The organism is Rhizobium sp. 10N414, from assembly GCF_056394785.1.
On record NZ_JBFTIN010000070.1, the window covers coordinates 1 to 16,208 of the forward strand.

Here is a 16,208-nt window from a genome sequence, read left to right on the forward strand (position 1 = left end):
GGTATTGCCAGACGCGATGTGGATGCGGACATCGGGATACTTGCGGGCGATCTTGGCAAGGAAGGTCGGCAGCATGCCCATGGTGGCCGGGTAGATGCTGCCGATCCTGATCTGTCGGATGCGGCTGCCGCCGGCTGCCCGCGTCAGTTCGGTCGTCAGGTCGATGTCGCTCAAGATCCGCACACAGCGATCGTAGAACGTCTCCCCTGCCCTGGTCAGTTCCACTCTTCTGGTCGAGCGGATGAACAGCGGACAGCCAAGCTCCCTTTCCAGCGACATCACATGATTGCTGAGGGCCGGCTGGGCAATGCACATCCTGGCTGCCGCCCGGCCGAAGTGCAGTTCCTCGGCCACCGCTTTGAAGTAGGTGAGTTGGCGCAGTTCCATGAATGAGCTCCGCCGCACGTGCGCTTCATTGCCACGATGCTTCGCAAAAGATAAGTTATAGCCAGTTAGCACGCTTAAGTTTCTTTTTCAACTCTCAACTTGCGAAAATAGAAAGTTTTATGCTCAAGCCATCTCAGTGCCGCGCAGCTAGGGCGCTTCTCGACTGGACCCAGAAAGACCTCGCCGAGAAGACTTCGATCAGCGCGGTATCCATTCGAGCATTCGAAAGAGGGGGAGAGATGCGCGACAGCAACCTTCGTCTATTGACGCTCACCTTCGAGGCCGCAGGCATAACCTTTCAGAGTGAAGGTGAGATTACCGATGGAGGAATAGGCGTCCGCCTTCGATCACAGGATCGGCATTAGACGTGGAGCTAAGCGCGTGTTGCTTGCAGCTCGTAGGCGACCCGATCCGCCTGTGAATAGTTAAAGTTTAGATTGGCGAACAATGCCAAAGAAGGCACTAGCGATAGCGATTCTGGGTCTGCTGGTTGTGAGTACGCCGGGAAACGGTGGCATTTCGGAGGGACAATGTTCGGCCCGATTCGCTAACATCTGAGAGTACCGATCCGGGTGGAAGTTGTCCGCGCTGACGAGATCATCTCGGCCTCGGGCGAACGCTGTGATTCGTTGCCGCATTGGGCCTATGGCATGGTCAAATGGTTGTCGCGGAAACGGGTGTCACGTTATTCAACGGCTTAGAAGCTTTGAGAGCCCAGCCCGGCGCCAGCCAGCCCTTGGCGATTGACGTCAACGTTTCGCGGCGCGCGCCTTTCGTGCAAGGGGTTCCTCATCGACGTCATCGTTTACTGCCCAAGCAAACCCAGCCGGGCACGTCCACACCCGGCTGGCTTGCGGTGGCGGCCGTTATTATTTGGTGCTGTCGATGGTGACCCGCTTGACATTGGCTCGCGCCTTTTCGGTCTTCGGCAGCGTTACTGCGAGGAGACCGTTCTTGAACGTTGCGGCGACCTTATCCTCATCGATCTGGCGGTCAAGAGCCAGCCGCCGTTCGAATCGCCCGTAGTAGCGCTCGCTGAACCGGCGGTCCTTGTCCTCAGTTTCCGACTTTTTCTCGCCGCGAAGCGTAAGCATGCCATCCCCCACCAATACCTCGATCTCGTCTGAATCGATGCCCGGAACCTCCGCTATTACGCGTATCTCGCTGTCATTCTCTTCGATCTCCACGTGCGGCCACGTGCCATGGAAAGGCGCCGTGTCACCGAACAACGATGGCGGGCCGAAGCCGCGAAAGACTTCGTCGAACAGACGGTTGACGTTGCGGTGCAGTGACAGGAATGGATCCATGTCATCACCGCGATAGGTGCTCGGAAGCTGGCTGCTCCCACGGCTCCACGGGATCAGGTCACGTACACTCATGGCTGTCATCCTTTCTTCCGTTTCTGTCTCTTTCTTAGTGCAAACAGGCGATGGTTGCACAGTTCTGTCGTGCTAGGCCTTTGTCGCCTTCGATCTGCTTCGAAGCTGCCTTCGTCGTCTCGGACTGAATGGCGATACGACGTGGCTTCATCTCCTCAGGTATTTCTTTTTTGAGATCGATGACGAGTAGCCCGTTTTCGAGCGTCGCGCCCTCGACGATGACGTGATCGGCGAGTTCAAATCTGCGCGCAAACGGCCTCAGAGCAAGGCCTTGATGGAGGTGTACTCCAAACCGCCGCCGACATGAAATAGCCGTATCATTTCACGCTGGTTAGCACTCGACGGGCCAGAGTGCTAAAAATGTCAATCTGCCTCTTGAAACTCCAAAGATCATAAACCAGATCGAATTACGCGCGATGGCGAAAGAATCGCGCGTCCCGCGTCGGCTTCGCTCCGAATGCTGCGCGGAGCACCTCTTGAATCTGAGGAGAGCGACATGACGTTCCGTCCCTTGCATGACCGCATCCTGGTTCGCCGCATCGAGGCCGAGGAAAAGACGGCCGGCGGCATCATTATCCCAGACACGGCGAAGGAAAAGCCACAGGAAGGTGAGGTCGTTGCCGCCGGCCCCGGTGCGCGCGACGACAGTGGGCAGTTGCAACCCCTCGACGTGAAAGTGGGAGATCGCATCCTGTTCGGCAAATGGTCGGGCACCGAGATCAAGCTCAATGGCGAGGATCTTCTGATCATGAAGGAATCTGATGTGATGGGCGTGATCGAGGTGGACGCCGCTGCGAGAAATGCGGCGTAGGGTCGATACCGCCTTCTAACAAGGAATTCTAGCCTGAGGAAGGAGCAGAAAAATGGCTGCCAAGGAAGTGAAATTCCATTCCGACGCCCGCGAGAAGATGCTGGCCGGTGTCGATATCCTCGCAAATGCGGTCAAGGTTACGCTCGGCCCCAAGGGGCGCAATGTCGTTATCGACAAGTCGTACGGCGCGCCCCGGATCACCAAGGACGGCGTCACTGTGGCCAAGGAAGTCGAGCTGGAGGACAAGTTCGAGAACATGGGCGCACAGATGGTGCGGGAAGTTGCCTCGAAGACCAGCGACATCGCTGGTGACGGCACTACCACTGCGACAGTTCTCGCCCAGGCGATCGTCAAGGAAGGTGCGAAGGCTGTAGCGTCGGGCATGAACCCGATGGACCTAAAGCGCGGTATCGACAAAGCAGTCGAAGCTGTGGTCGAGGAACTGAAGAGGAACGCCCGTAAAGTCACTAAGAACGACGAAATCTCCCAGGTTGGCACCATCTCGGCCAATGGCGACAGCGAGATAGGCCGTTTCCTCGCGGAAGCGATGGAAAAAGTCGGCAACGAAGGGGTGATCACCGTCGAGGAAGCCAAGACCGCGGTGACAGAGTTGGAAGTCGTCGAAGGTATGCAGTTCGACCGTGGTTATCTCTCGCCCTATTTTGTCACCAACCCAGACAAGATGCGGGTTGAGCTCGAGGAACCCTACATCCTGATCCACGAAAAGAAGCTCTCGAACCTGCAGGCGTTGCTGCCGGTTCTCGAGGCCGTGGTTCAGTCCGGGAAGCCTTTGCTTATCATTGCCGAGGACGTCGAAGGCGAGGCGCTGGCGACGCTCGTCGTCAACAAGCTGCGCGGCGGCCTGAAGGTGGCTGCCGTCAAGGCTCCAGGCTTTGGCGACCGCCGCAAGGCGATGCTGGAGGACATAGCGATCCTAACAGGCGGCACCGCAGTCTCTGAAGACCTCGGCATCAAGCTCGAGAATGTGACCCTCACCATGCTTGGCCGCGCAAAAAAAGTCGTCGTCGAGAAGGAAAACACGACGATCGTCGACGGCGCTGGTTCGAAGACGGAGATCCAGGGCCGCGTCGCACAGATCAAGGCGCAGATCGAGGAAACCACGTCGGACTACGATCGGGAAAAGCTGCAGGAGCGGCTGGCCAAGCTTGCCGGCGGTGTGGCCGTCATCCGCGTCGGCGGCTCGACCGAGGTCGAGGTGAAGGAACGCAAGGACCGTGTCGACGACGCCATGCATGCCACGCGCGCGGCCGTCGAGGAGGGCGTGCTGCCCGGCGGTGGTGTGGCGTTGTTGAGAGCTGTCAAAGCACTGGATAGCGTTCAGACCGAGAATGCCGACCAGACGCACGGCATCGGGATCGTCCGCCGTGCAATCGAGGCGCCAGTGCGCCAGATCGCCGAGAATGCAGGTGCCGAGGGCTCGATCATCGTCGGCAAGCTGCGCGAGACGACCGATTTTGGCTACGGCTGGAACGCCCAGACCAACGAGTTCGGCGATCTTTACGATCAGGGCGTGATCGATCCGGTCAAGGTCGTTCGCACCGCGCTGCAAGACGCCGCCTCGATCGCCGGTTTACTGATTACCACCGAGGCAATGGTCGCCGAGAAGCCGAAGAAGGATGTACCGCTCCCACCGATGCCGGGAGGCGGCATGGACTTCTGATTGAAACGACAAGTCCGCGACCTTTCAGGACGTGGACGGTCGGTAGATCTGTGAAATAAGACATGTGTTGCGCCCGAATGGGTGCGGCGTTTTCTGTCGCGACCGTCGCGGAACGCGCGGCGGCCTTAGAGTGCCGGGACCGCGATCGTGCTTGATCTGTTTCGCGGAGGGTTGAACCCCCACCATGATTCAGTCGATGGTTGCCCGACGCACGACCTTGGGAATGAGGGACAGTCACAATTCTTAAGGATGTCGGATTTCCGGCGCCGGCGCTATCGAAGCCATAGCACGCCGTTGCGCTCAATGCCTACGGGGCAGCCTCGCGAGCGATTAATTTCGAGACTGCTCGCTGGACGTTTGTCGCCTTCTCGCATCGGGCCATGTCCTCGCACTCGCCACCGGGGCGATCGCCACTCCTCGTAGAGCCTTTGCGAATAACGCCCGTTCGCAAGCCGGAGTCAGTAAATGCCGCCAGCGCTCCGCGAGGAGAGCCTGGCGGCGACGAACAGCGCTCGCTTGATCAAGCCATCAAGCGGCTGCGGAAGTCGACGAGACAGACGGCCCGAAGCGTCGTCTCAGGTGGCGTAGCGCCGATCGAGTTCTCGGAGGGCAGACTGAATCTCATCGATCGAAACTGGCTCCGGTGTTCCTGGAACATGACGGAGGGACGGTTTCGAATCGATCGCGTAAAAGTCCGAAGCCCATGCCGCGAGGATCGTTCGCTTATCGTCGACAGAAAGTGATGGCGCCCTTACCACATCGATTGGCCGTCGAAACAGCAGACCTTGCGGCGCTAGAACTGTTGGCCCGATCGTCATGGCATTGCTGGCAGCCTGCTCCAACATATTGTCCATCATCGATTTACCTCAGCGTACGTGCGGATCCCTGTCCTGCCGCAGGCGAGACGCGACGAGGACGTTGGTTTCCGGCGCCAGCAGATCGTGCTTTTCAGCAAAGGCGGCAAACAGGCCGCGGGCGGTCTCCGCTTCGATTTCACCGCGCAGCGCAGCTCCGCAGGCCTTAAGCGCAACGGAGTGCGCGCTGTCTCTGTGCGCCTCAGGCCACTCGACGAGATGCCTGTAGGCATCCATCGCGCTGCGCACTTCGGCCGGAAAGCCCAGGCCGACCAGAATAGAAACAGGCTCTTTGAACATGTCGGGTTTCATTACGCTCTCCTTTCCAACCCGCGATGTTGACGGGCGCCGCCGCAGCGACGCCCTCCTTGAGGGGTTCTGCTTAGGCGGCCTTCTGCGCTTCGATCTGCGTGGGAGAAGCCGACGGCTCAACACTTGAAGCGGTCTCGATGGCGATTTTGCGCGGCTTCATTTCCTCCGGAACCTCGCGAACGAGATCCACGGACAGGAGACCGTTCTTTAAATCCGCTCCGTTCACCCTGACATGGTCGGCCAGCTCGAACCGGTGTTCGAACGGCCGGCCGGCTATGCCGCGATGGAGGTAGCCTTCGTTTGCTGCCTCCTGCTTCTTGCCGGTCACAGTCAGAAGGTTGGACTGAAAGGTGATGTCGAGATCGTCTTGGGCGAAACCTGCCACCGCTATCGAGATCCGATAGCTGTCATCGCCAGTCTTGACAATGTCATAGGGCGGCCAGTCGCTGATCGAGCGGGCGCGCTGAGCATTTTCGAGCAGATTGAAGACCCGATCGAAACCGACGCTGGATCGGAACAGCGGTGCGTAGTCGTAGGATGTTGCCATAGCCATATCCTCCTTGAAGCAACATGGGTACGAAGCGCCGAAAGATGGCGCTTCCAGCAAGGCCAGCCCTATCCTCAGCGGCTGGCCGATATCGATTTGGTTTTTGAGAATTTCAGATTCAAGAGCTGCGCTTGAGAAAAATTAGCGTGTTCCAGTCCTGGCGAACCATTCAATCGAGTTCCGCTTTTCGAATAGAGATTCAATCGCGGGGGCAATACCTCAAGTCGGCGCTATCGCCACGGAACCGTCTCCGCTCGCATGGCTTTCGGTGGAACCGCTCGCCGCCGGCGCACCACATGCGGTGCAGCGGCTGACGATTTGGCCACGCGGCGAAACCAGGCAACTCGCCTCCTGCGACCACCATGGTCGCTGGATTGAGTGGCTCTAACCCGCGGCCTCTACGCAATGGCGACTTCGAACTCAACAACCGACGTGGCGCCCATGGCCCAAGACATTCTTGGTGTTGATGGGATACGAACCGCCGACCCGGTGGGTCCGGGCCGGTGAAAATTCAAAACATCCGAAAATAGAGCTTAGTGGGCTATGCTGAGTACAATTAGCTGATCATGGAATATCATTTGAGAAAACGCTGTCACATTCGTTGGCCAAGTTTTGGAAAGGCAGCCATTGGCCACCTCGCCGAAGTTTGTTACTTGCTGTGTCTCATCGCAAGCGCAAACAGCCTTGCCTGCCGGTTGGCGAACGCGCGCGGGTTGGCTGGTTTGTCCCCGTCGAGAATGCGCGCTTCGTCAAGCAAAAGCCACGCAGCATCCTCGCGAAACGCCTCATCGTCCACTGACGCAATGTTTTTAACAAGCTCGCTCTGCCCATTGATCTCCAGGATCGGCTTCGATGCTGTTTGCAACCGCCCCGCCCCTTGAAGCAGTTTTTCGAGTTGGCGATCAGGGCCATGCTCCGACGCTACAAGGCAGACCGCGCTTTCGGTCAACCGGCCGGAAACACGAACATCAGCAACCTCCTCACCGAGGGCACTTCGCGCGAAATCGATGAACGCCTCCACTTCGGGAGAAGCTTGCCGCCCCCCCTCATTGGTGCCTCCTTCGTCGGCAACAGCGTCCAGATCGGCAAGACCTTGGGTGACCGATTTGAAAGGCTTGCCTTCGAAATCTGGAACGTTGGTCGGCCAAAAGTTATCCACGCCGTCGGTAAGCAGGAGGACTTCGATACCTTTGGCCCGGAACCCTTCAAGGTGCGGCGACGATTTCAGTTGGTCCAGAGTGGAGCCGCTGATGTAATATATCGCCGACTGCCCTTCCCTCATCGTGGCCAGATAGTCGGCCAAGCTGCGCGTCGCCTCGCCAGACACAGTGCTGCGGAAGCGCGCCAGCTTCAGCAACTGCGAGCGCCGCTCGAAGTCCTCATAAATGCCTTCCTTGAGAATTGCTCCGAACAGATCCCAGAACTTGGAAAACGTATCGGCTTCGCCCTCGGCCATCTTTTCTAGTGCGGAGAGGATCCGGCTAGTCACGCCTTTTTTTATGGCGGCGAGGACTGGACTCTCCTGGATCATCTCGCGGGAGATGTTGAGCGGCAGATCCGAGGTATCGACGATTCCGCGGACGAACCGCAGGTAGCGCGGTAACAATTCGGCCTCATCGGTTATGAAGACGCGCTTCACGTAGAGCTTCATCCGACCCTGTCGGTCTGGATCGAACAGGTCAAATGGCCGCGAGCCGGGTATGAAGGCAAGCGTCGTATATTCGTGTCGGCCCTCAGCGTGGAAATGCACGTTACTCAGCGGCTCGTCGTACTGACCCGAGACGCTACGATAGAAATCCTTGTAATCCTCCTTGGATATTTCGCTCTTCTGCTTGATCCAAAGCGCTGCACCATCGGAGATCTGTGACGGCTCGGCGCCGTCTTTCTCAACGAGACGGATCGGTACAGGTACGTGGCCGGATCGATCGCGAATGATCTTCTCGACCGTCCATTTGCTCGTATATTTCTTCGCATCTTCCATGAGATGTAGCACGACGCGAGTACCGCGTGCCGGTGCGTGTCCGAGATCGACCGCAACAATGTCATAGCTTCCTTTGCCGTCGGATGACCATTTCCAGGCCTCGCCCTCGCCGGCGTGGCGCGAGATCACATCGACACGGTGAGCGACCATAAACGATGAATAGAAGCCGACGCCGAATTGGCCGATAAGTTCCGCTTTTTCTCCAGCTTTGGCCGCCTCAAGCCGATCCATGAACGCTTTCGTCCCCGAGCGCGCGATCGTGCCAAGCGCGTTGATCATCTCGTCGCGGTTCATGCCGATGCCGCTGTCTTCGATCGCGAGTGTCTGCGCCCCTTCATTAAGCGTCACGAGAATTGCCGGCTGGATCCCATCGGACGAGAGCTGCGGCTTGGAAATCGACTCATACCGCAGCTTTTCGCAGGCATCCGCCGCGTTCGAGATCAATTCCCGGAGGAATACATCTTTGTCCGAGTAAACCGAATGCACCATCATGTGCAGGAGTCGGCTGACATCGGCTTCGAATACGTGTTGCTCGGGCTGCCGCTCTTCTACTGTCGTCATTGATAACTCCATCGTACGGAAATCGCCGGTCAAGTGGTTTTTCCGGTATTAAATTTCAAGCGCCATCATTCATCGACCATGAGAATTCAGACGGCCGGACTTCGGCGGGCACCGGGGGGCCTTATCGTGCAGGCTTCTTCCATCTTGCGATCCGATCCCGGCCGTTTGCGGGACAAGGTTCAGTATGTGATCTGCCCATTCTTGATCGCTGCACCGTCGGATGAGAGTTCCTCCTTCAAAATTGCTCGCGCCTCCGGGCTGATGACGGCGACGGGTGCCGCGATTGCGAGACGTGCAGCCGAGCCTGCAAAATTTGCGGCCGTCACGCCAATCTGGTCTGCCGCGCTTGCCTTTCCGCCATCGAGGGGCTGCCGGCCAGCCGCCGCCCGAGGAGACGCACGATCTCCGGGCTGTCGGCGAAGGCGTTGTGGCCGAGCGGGTCGTTCGTCGCGATCGCGCTCGTGTCGATGACAGAAACGCCGAGTTCGTTGAAAAGAGGTGCGTAAGGTCTGAGATCGGACCCGCCGAGCCGTTTGACCCCGCCCGAAAGCCAGCCCGAGACTTCCAGCGCCTTGTGGTGTTTCGATGTCAGGATAACAAAGTGCGGCCGCTTCGGTCCCATTTCCGTGAACTGGCGGCGGAAGACGTCAACATCGATGTCCGGCGATGCGAGCACGACGTTCTTCACCTTCGCCGGGATCGATTTCTCGCGCATGGCGACGCCCCGCAATGCCTCCGCCGCGAGCCAGCCGCCCATCGAGTGAGCGAGGATCGTCACATCGGAGACGTCGGGGCTCTTCACCGCCTGGAGGATCAGATCCTCGAGGGCGTGGCGCGAGTAGTTGGCGCTCTCCTTATCGTAGAGGTAATCGAAGCCGCGCCGCCTGGACGGCCAGGTGAAAAGGATGGGCGCGGCGTCGCCTCCCGAGTCATGGACGATCTGTGCGAAGCGGAAGACCGCATCGGCATAGGTGTTGTTGAATCCATGAACGAAGATGATGACCTGATGCTTCTTGTTTCGATTTGCCCGGTACCAGTTTAAGGCCTGCCCTTCGGACTGGACCTTGGCGACCTGCGTGACCGCGAACTCCTTTTGCGGGTTGGGCGGCATGCGCAACGGCCACTGCACCTCTCCAATTTTGCGGTTCCGGTCGGGCGGGATGGACACGTCGACGACGCTGTTGAGCGAGATCGCCGTTCCGCGGTCGCCGGAATAGAGCTTGCCAAGATCCTCCGAAGGCTTGCGCGTCGTGGCGACAAGCATCGTGACCCGAGTGGTGCCGGTGGGGGCGACGGCGAGTGGCCGCAGGACGTCCTGAGCCCGGCTGGCGCGGTGAGAGGATACCTCGCGCCTCCGCTGTCATTGTGTATGGAAGGGATAAGGTGACGATCTGTCGCTCGGATGGTCAGTCGGCGTCTACAATGTAGCAGGTTCTGATGTCTTGAAATACACTCTGTCGGCACCGATATTTTCTTTACTTCTTTTTCATCCGGTTTGAATGCGAAAGGAGGACATCATGCTTCACCTGGAATTGGTTTGGATGACGCCCGTCGCCGTCCGCATGAAAGACGAGAGCCCCCAGGTCTTCGCTTCTGTCAACGACGCGCTCGACTTTCTGGAAGGGGATTGGGCCATCTATCGAGGCAGAAATTACAATCGGGCGGTTCAAACGTGCCGCCGTGCTCTAAACCGAATGACGCCAGTCACCATCGCGCGCGAAGCGTTCATTGACGCCTGCCGCGATGCGGGATTGTCAACGGGCGCAGATCGACCGCTCGGGACGAAGACTGGCGCTGGCGGTCAACACTCGCTTGCCTAGAATGGCTGGGTTGGGGCACCTCTTAGTGCCCCAACCTTCGAACGTTCGCTGGTCGTCAGCTTATCGAAATCCAGCCCCTTGCCGAAGCGCTGGGAGAACTCAGCCGGATTGAGCCCACCAGGTTGATAACCGTGTGGAATACAAAACCGTCGTTGCGGCGGCGCTGTCCGGCTGCGCCCAACGCGGGCCGGTATAGCGATACGCGGATTGGGTCCAGGTCAAATTTGCGAGCATTGAGCTCCTTGCACGTCCCGGGCTATCATAACCCCAATCATGTCGATCACTTGCTTATTCTGTTCGTTGACCTCCTCATACCCCTGCTGCGGCGGTGTTCAATTGCGCTCAGGCAACCACCGCCGAACTCCTATACCGACGGTTCGAGGCGTTGACTTGCGGCGGCAACTTCATTGATACGGTCTCGTGAGCCATCTGCCACCTAAGCATACAAGGGAGACAAGAATCGCTATGGCCCCTGCCGCGAGATGTGAGGTGGCAGGGTCAGCGTTGTTCGAAAAGTCCAGAAGCCATGGCGCTGCGAAGATCCAGACGCCGATCGACAGACATGCCAAATTTAGCTTTGGCCAGATGTCCGTTGCAGCAGCGACGGCGGGAACCGTCAATGCCAGCCCACCGATCCATGCGTTGATTGATGCGAGCAAAGACCCTTCGTAGCTCAGCACCCACGGGCAGACAAACAATACCGCTCCTGCCACGGCATTCACCGTGTTGAGTATTGCTAAAAGAGAAACCCGTTCTTCGACCTTCCCAAGACAAGACGGCGGCTGACATCGATGTTGGAAGATCGCGTGTATGCTTGGAACTATGTGCCACTCCTTCTGCCGACCGCTCCGAACATCCATAGACATCCTATCTCGGCAAGGCTTCCTGGCGGCGTCTGTCGGGTGCATCGGAACGTCTCGCAGCGAGGAGCGGCGGTCTGATTCCATACGAAAGGTGGTCATTGATCCTGTCGCTCTGCTGCCGCGCCATGCCCCTTCGAGCCGTTAGCCCTCCGGAGATCTGTCGCCGAATGCGGTGGCCCGCCTTTCTGAAGTCGTCGACCAGCCGGATCTGCATGCGGGCGTAATCGGCATCGGAGCCACACCGGCTGCCGAAGTCCGAGGCATTTCGTTGAGGGGCTGGCTCTCTAACACGCCCCGCGGCGTATAGGTGGTCTTGAACCGCCTGATAGCGCCCACCCGCTAGCCCTTGCACGCCCCCGTCTCCAATCCTAAATTTTTGTTATTTGTCGTTGGTAGGAAAAGGAGGAAAAAATGCCGACGTCAGATATCCTTTGGAGTAGTCCCGTAAATGTTCGGCTTCCGAATGGTACTGAGAAGTCGTTCCAAAGTATCCACGACACCTTGGACTTTCTTGAAAACGAATGGCCCAAGGTACACGGTGCGTATCACGACGCAGCAGTAGCGAGTTGCCGAAACGCCCTCGGGCGACAGACTCCTCCCGCGGTCAGCAAAGAGCTTTTCCTCGCGGCATGCCTGGAAGCAGGCCTTGCGGTTCGAGGCGGTAGCAGGCGAGCGAGCGGCCAACGCTTATCAGAAACCGCTCACCGACATTTCTGAATCCGACAAAGCTGGAACAAATACCGGCAACCGCACTTATCGGCCAGAGGCCATTCCCCTCGACCTTTCATAAGTCCAAATGCGTGCCCCGCTGTTCTCGCGGGGCCTTTTTGGGCGATGGCAATGCAAAAGAGATGTTCTTCATGGAGGATGTTGTGATGTCTCGCAAAAACTTCAGTCGCTACGATGAGCCCCTGAATTCCGACGACTTACGCAAATGCCAGGCAGTTTTGAATGCTATCTGCGGGGACTTCGGGATAGAGCCTGGATCCGAGGAAGCAGATCGCATCACCGCGATCACCATCGAGCTCTATCAACAGGGGGTACGCGACGTTGGACATCTGAAGCATATCGTCGATGCCGCGCGCGGCCTCGATCTCGGCGGAAATGGAAACAAGACGTAGCCTACCGCGCTTTGAGCTTCGCTCACGGCCTTCGGGGCGTGACCACTTAAGGAGCCCTGACCTTACGCCGCAGAACACGCGGGGCTCTTTTCCACACCGGCATCCGAAGTTTCGCACGCTCGCGTGACCGCCATAGGTGTGAGGAAGCATCGGCGGTTGAATTCAACCCGGCCGGTTGGTCGCGATCCGATCTGACGCTCCAAATCCGATGAAAATCGCATGCTTCGTCTCCGTTTCGCAACAGTCTGTAAGGTGGTGCAATTTTTTGCCGCCATCAACGAATTTTTGAACGCCAAATGCCAGGTTTCTTGTTTCTTTCCAGCATGTTAGCACCCGCATTTGAAGAGTGCTTATTTTTTGTTTTGACCTCTTGAAATCGAAAAATCGCAAAACCAGATCATTTTGCGCAAAACGCTCGAACGAGGTTTTGCCCCCGCCCGGACCGGTCATCCGGTCCGGCGGGGAACAACGTCATCATTGTTTGTCCATCGGAGGAAAACATGTCGTTCCGACCGCTTCATGATCGCATTCTTGTCCGCCGGGTTGAGTTCGAAGAGAAAACCAAGGGCGGCATCATCATTCCAGATAGCGCCAAGGAAAAACCGCAGGAAGGCGAGGTCATCGCCGTTGGCCCTGGCGCGCGCAACGATGCCGGCCAGATCCAGGCGCTCGACGTCAAGGCCGGTGATCGCATCGTGTTCGGCAAGTGGTCCGGCACCGAGATCAAGATCAACGGCGAGGACCTGCTGATCATGAAAGAAAGCGATGTCATGGGCATCATCGAAGTCCCGGCAGAGCAGAAGCAGGCCGCCTGAAGGCCGACCGATCAGTTAAATTAGCTGCCTATTGAGGAGTTAAAGAAATGGCTGCGAAAGAAGTCAAGTTCCACACCGATGCCCGTGAACGCATGCTGCGTGGGGTCGATGTGCTTGCCAATGCTGTGAAGGTGACGCTTGGGCCGAAAGGCCGCAACGTCGTGATCGAAAAGTCCTTCGGCGCGCCGCGTATAACCAAGGACGGCGTTTCGGTCGCCAAGGAAATCGACCTGGAAGACAAATTCGAAAACATGGGCGCCCAGATGCTGCGCGAAGTGGCATCCAAGACCAACGATCTCGCTGGCGACGGCACAACGACCGCGACGGTGCTTGCCCAGGCAATCGTCAAGGAAGGCGCCAAGGCGGTGGCGTCGGGCATGAACCCGATGGACCTGAAGCGCGGCATCGACATTGCCGTCGACGCCGTGGTCAAGGAACTGAAGACCAACGCGCGCAAGATCTCCAACAATTCGGAGATCGCCCAGGTCGGTACGATTTCGGCCAATGGCGACGAAGAGATCGGCCGTTACCTTGCCGAGGCAATGGAAAAGGTTGGCAATGAGGGCGTCATCACCGTCGAGGAAGCCAAGACGGCCGAAACCGAACTTGAAGTCGTCGAAGGCATGCAGTTCGATCGCGGCTATCTTAGCCCTTACTTTGTGACCAATGCCGACAAGATGCGGGTCGAGTTCGAGGATCCTTATATCCTCATCCACGAGAAGAAGCTTTCGAACCTGCAATCGATGCTGCCGGTTCTCGAAGCTGTCGTCCAATCCGGCAAACCGCTCCTCATCATCGCTGAAGACGTCGAAGGCGAGGCTCTCGCCACCCTCGTCGTCAACAAGCTGCGTGGTGGCTTGAAGATCGCCGCCGTCAAGGCACCGGGCTTCGGCGACCGCCGCAAGGCTATGCTGGAAGACATCGCCATCCTGACGGGCGGCACTGTCATTTCCGAAGACCTCGGCATCAAGCTGGAGAACGTGACGCTGAACATGCTTGGCCGCGCCAAGAAGGTCGCGATCGAGAAGGAGAACACGACGGTCATCGATGGCGTCGGTTCCAAGGCCGAGATCGACGGCCGCGTTGCGCAGATCCGCGCCCAGATCGAGGAAACCACCTCCGACTACGATCGCGAGAAACTGCAGGAACGCCTCGCCAAGCTCGCCGGCGGCGTTGCCGTCATCCGCGTCGGTGGCTCGACGGAAGTCGAAGTGAAGGAGAAGAAGGACCGCGTCGACGACGCGTTGCATGCTACCCGTGCGGCCGTCGAGGAAGGCATTCTGCCGGGCGGTGGCGTGGCGTTGCTGCGAGCCGTCAAGGCCCTCGACAATCTCAACACGGCCAACCAGGACCAGCGGGTCGGCATTGAGATCGTGCGTCGCGCGATCGAGGCGCCGGTGCGCCAGATCGCCGAGAATGCCGGCGCAGAAGGTTCGATCATCGTCGGCAAGCTGCGCGAGAAGTCCGACTTCTCCTACGGCTGGAACGCCCAGACCGGCGAGTATGGTGATCTCTACGCACAGGGCGTCATTGACCCGGCCAAGGTCGTGCGCACCGCGCTTCAGGATGCAGCCTCCGTTGCCGGCCTGCTGGTGACGACGGAAGCCATGATCGCCGAAAAACCCAAGAAGGAAGCCGCTCCGGCGATCCCCGCTGGCGCCGGCATGGACTTCTAGGTGGATCAGCCAGGCCCGCCCGTCGGGCGGGCCGTTCCCGGAGTGAGAAATGAATCCGACGTCTTCCCCAACAAAGGAGGAGGCGCGTTTGTGCGCGAGTGTCGTCAAGGAAATCTCCCAGACAAGGGGAGTTTCCAGAGACCCGGTCGCTATCGGAAAGTTAACCGTGCTGGTGGCGCGGCTCTTCAACAGCGGGCTGCGCGAACGCGATGATCTTATGTCAGCCGCCATGCGATCGTCCGATTTGCAGGGTGACCTGATGCATACAGATACCGGAGTGCGAACGTCGTCAAATAGCAAAGAATGAAAGGAGAGGCGCGCTGCCGGCCTGGAAACTGGCACCTTTGGAGGCCACTAGCCGCCGAGGTTCACAACCATCAAGCAAACCTGAAAGGAGGTAACCGTGGCACTCGATCTGTTTGACTCACCCCTTTTCGCTCAGAGAAAGTACTTTGTGCAGGAAATAACAGGGCTCGATGACGCTTTCGACCTTCTGGACGAATGGCCTACAGAGCAGCGCGATCTCTCTTATGAAACGGCAGTCAGGGTTTGCCGAGATGCCGCGGCGGGCAAACGTTCCCTCCCTGCCGCGCGGGAGGACTCTCGACGCTTTTTGAAGCCAAAAGGCAAACTCGTCGACGTTGGCGAAGTCGCGCCATATTTGCGTAAGCTACGCACCGACAGCTTTAGCAAAGCGTGATCGGCCTGGCATCACGTTGGCTGCAAAAAAGTGGTGCGCTGCAGACACTCGCAACTTCGCAAATTTGGCAGCGTACAGAAATGACCGTCGATCACAGGCATCCTTCGGCGTGTGGCTGGGAACTCGCAATCAATGCGTCCTGATGCGACTTCGGAAGCCGCTTGAGATTTTCGCAACCGACCTCGGTAGCTTCTCCTCGACTTTGCGCAGCTCCCGCGACGAGCTGCTGCGCGACAATGCGCATGACGTCGCCTTCGCGCTAGCGGGCATTAGTCGCCGTCGTACTCGGTTGCAGCACGACGCGGCGACACTTCTCGAACAACTACTGTCACACGACTACGTTCGCTGTTCCGGTTAAATCCTCCACCGTGATGAACATGTTGAATCTGCAGGCCGGTGGCTCGGAGCCCGGCATGGACATGGCAGCACGTACGGCCGAGATCGTTTTCAGCCTCGCCTCGAACATCGAGCGAAACCGCGCATTCTCGTCTTCCTGGCCTGTGGTTGAACGGTATCGTCGCTTCTGCGTCAATGTGCTTGCCGTCGACCAGCAGCATATCGCGCAGTCCTTCGCCGGCTTCGATGGGCGGCGAGGGGTCGAGCGCTATCAGGACGCGCAATGGTATAGTCTTTCGACCGGCACGCCCGCGCTGAAAGATGCGCTGACGGTTATCGACTGCGAACTTGAAACGGTACTCAA

Annotated in this window: 19 protein-coding genes and 2 pseudogenes; 12 read left to right on the forward strand and 9 right to left on the reverse strand. The window is 58.4% G+C overall.

Annotation, left to right across the window (positions count from 1 at the left end; genetic code table 11):
• Window positions 1–387, reverse strand: a 387-nt coding sequence (locus tag AC1DE4_RS30705; RefSeq protein WP_477884644.1) for a LysR family transcriptional regulator, incomplete at its 3' end; no start/stop codon positions are given.
• Between the two features lie 119 nt (window positions 388–506).
• On the opposite strand from AC1DE4_RS30705, the gene AC1DE4_RS30710 reads away from it, so the two are divergent.
• Window positions 507–752, forward strand: coding sequence for a helix-turn-helix domain-containing protein (locus tag AC1DE4_RS30710; protein ID WP_113472123.1), 246 nt, complete (start codon window positions 507–509; stop codon window positions 750–752).
• Window positions 753–1,256: 504 nt separating this feature from the next.
• Here the strand turns inward: AC1DE4_RS30710 and AC1DE4_RS30715 are convergent.
• Window positions 1,257–1,766, reverse strand: a complete 510-nt coding sequence (locus tag AC1DE4_RS30715) for an Hsp20/alpha crystallin family protein (protein WP_477884645.1) — start codon at window positions 1,764–1,766, stop codon at window positions 1,257–1,259.
• Between the two features lie 34 nt (window positions 1,767–1,800).
• A pseudogene (locus tag AC1DE4_RS30720) lies at window positions 1,801–2,049 on the reverse strand (Hsp20 family protein); the annotation flags it as partial.
• Window positions 2,050–2,262: 213 nt separating this feature from the next.
• On the opposite strand from AC1DE4_RS30720, the gene groES reads away from it, so the two are divergent.
• Window positions 2,263–2,577, forward strand: a complete 315-nt coding sequence (gene groES, locus AC1DE4_RS30725; protein ID WP_477817882.1) for a co-chaperone GroES — start codon at window positions 2,263–2,265, stop codon at window positions 2,575–2,577.
• Between the two features lie 52 nt (window positions 2,578–2,629).
• Window positions 2,630–4,258 (forward strand): chaperonin GroEL, encoded by a 1,629-nt coding sequence (groL, locus tag AC1DE4_RS30730; protein ID WP_477884646.1) that lies wholly within the window; start codon window positions 2,630–2,632, stop codon window positions 4,256–4,258.
• Between the two features lie 575 nt (window positions 4,259–4,833).
• Here groL (AC1DE4_RS30730) and AC1DE4_RS30735 read toward each other — a convergent pair.
• The 3 genes from AC1DE4_RS30735 to AC1DE4_RS30745 form a co-directional block, all read right to left on the reverse strand.
• A complete protein-coding gene (locus tag AC1DE4_RS30735; RefSeq protein ID WP_477884647.1) occupies window positions 4,834–5,115 on the reverse strand; it encodes a hypothetical protein in 282 nt (93 codons plus the stop codon).
• A gap of 9 nt (window positions 5,116–5,124) precedes the next feature.
• On the reverse strand, window positions 5,125–5,424 hold the full coding sequence (locus tag AC1DE4_RS30740; protein ID WP_477884648.1) for a DUF982 domain-containing protein: 300 nt from the start codon (window positions 5,422–5,424) through the stop codon (window positions 5,125–5,127).
• 70 nt (window positions 5,425–5,494) lie between these two features.
• A complete protein-coding gene (locus AC1DE4_RS30745) occupies window positions 5,495–5,971 on the reverse strand; it encodes an Hsp20 family protein (protein ID WP_477884649.1) in 477 nt (158 codons plus the stop codon).
• 202 nt (window positions 5,972–6,173) lie between these two features.
• On the opposite strand from AC1DE4_RS30745, the gene AC1DE4_RS30750 reads away from it, so the two are divergent.
• Window positions 6,174–6,359, forward strand: a complete 186-nt coding sequence (locus AC1DE4_RS30750) for a DUF2332 family protein (protein WP_477817895.1) — start codon at window positions 6,174–6,176, stop codon at window positions 6,357–6,359.
• Window positions 6,360–6,620: 261 nt separating this feature from the next.
• On the opposite strand, the gene htpG is transcribed toward AC1DE4_RS30750, so the two are convergent.
• Window positions 6,621–8,513, reverse strand: coding sequence for a molecular chaperone HtpG (gene htpG, locus AC1DE4_RS30755; RefSeq protein WP_477884650.1), 1,893 nt, complete (start codon window positions 8,511–8,513; stop codon window positions 6,621–6,623).
• 179 nt (window positions 8,514–8,692) lie between these two features.
• Window positions 8,693–9,777, reverse strand: a pseudogene (locus AC1DE4_RS30760) (alpha/beta hydrolase).
• Between the two features lie 253 nt (window positions 9,778–10,030).
• Here AC1DE4_RS30760 and AC1DE4_RS30765 point away from each other — a divergent pair.
• Complete coding sequence (locus tag AC1DE4_RS30765; protein ID WP_477884651.1) at window positions 10,031–10,333, forward strand: DUF982 domain-containing protein; 303 nt, start codon at window positions 10,031–10,033, stop codon at window positions 10,331–10,333.
• A gap of 404 nt (window positions 10,334–10,737) precedes the next feature.
• On the opposite strand, the gene AC1DE4_RS30770 is transcribed toward AC1DE4_RS30765, so the two are convergent.
• The gene (locus AC1DE4_RS30770) at window positions 10,738–11,295 is read right to left on the reverse strand and encodes an SPW repeat protein (RefSeq protein ID WP_477884652.1); all 558 of its coding nucleotides are present in this window, start codon (window positions 11,293–11,295) and stop codon (window positions 10,738–10,740) included.
• 312 nt (window positions 11,296–11,607) lie between these two features.
• Between AC1DE4_RS30770 and AC1DE4_RS30775 the strand changes: the two genes are divergently transcribed.
• The 7 genes from AC1DE4_RS30775 to AC1DE4_RS30805 form a co-directional block, all read left to right on the forward strand.
• On the forward strand, window positions 11,608–11,913 hold the full coding sequence (locus tag AC1DE4_RS30775) for a DUF982 domain-containing protein (protein ID WP_112657002.1): 306 nt from the start codon (window positions 11,608–11,610) through the stop codon (window positions 11,911–11,913).
• 158 nt (window positions 11,914–12,071) lie between these two features.
• Window positions 12,072–12,317, forward strand: a complete 246-nt coding sequence (locus tag AC1DE4_RS30780) for a hypothetical protein (RefSeq protein ID WP_477884653.1) — start codon at window positions 12,072–12,074, stop codon at window positions 12,315–12,317.
• A gap of 500 nt (window positions 12,318–12,817) precedes the next feature.
• Window positions 12,818–13,132: a co-chaperone GroES gene (locus AC1DE4_RS30785; RefSeq protein ID WP_477817890.1), complete on the forward strand. Its 315-nt coding sequence runs from the start codon at window positions 12,818–12,820 to the stop codon at window positions 13,130–13,132.
• A gap of 47 nt (window positions 13,133–13,179) precedes the next feature.
• Window positions 13,180–14,808 carry a chaperonin GroEL gene (gene groL, locus AC1DE4_RS30790; RefSeq protein ID WP_477817891.1) on the forward strand — a complete coding sequence of 543 codons (1,629 nt, stop codon included), beginning with the start codon at window positions 13,180–13,182 and terminating at the stop codon, window positions 14,806–14,808.
• Between the two features lie 49 nt (window positions 14,809–14,857).
• Window positions 14,858–15,115 carry a hypothetical protein gene (locus AC1DE4_RS30795; protein WP_477817892.1) on the forward strand — a complete coding sequence of 86 codons (258 nt, stop codon included), beginning with the start codon at window positions 14,858–14,860 and terminating at the stop codon, window positions 15,113–15,115.
• Between the two features lie 96 nt (window positions 15,116–15,211).
• The gene (locus AC1DE4_RS30800; RefSeq protein WP_477817893.1) at window positions 15,212–15,508 is read left to right on the forward strand and encodes a DUF982 domain-containing protein; all 297 of its coding nucleotides are present in this window, start codon (window positions 15,212–15,214) and stop codon (window positions 15,506–15,508) included.
• Between the two features lie 413 nt (window positions 15,509–15,921).
• Window positions 15,922–16,208, forward strand: a 287-nt coding sequence (locus AC1DE4_RS30805; protein ID WP_477817894.1) for a flavin reductase, incomplete at its 3' end; no start/stop codon positions are given.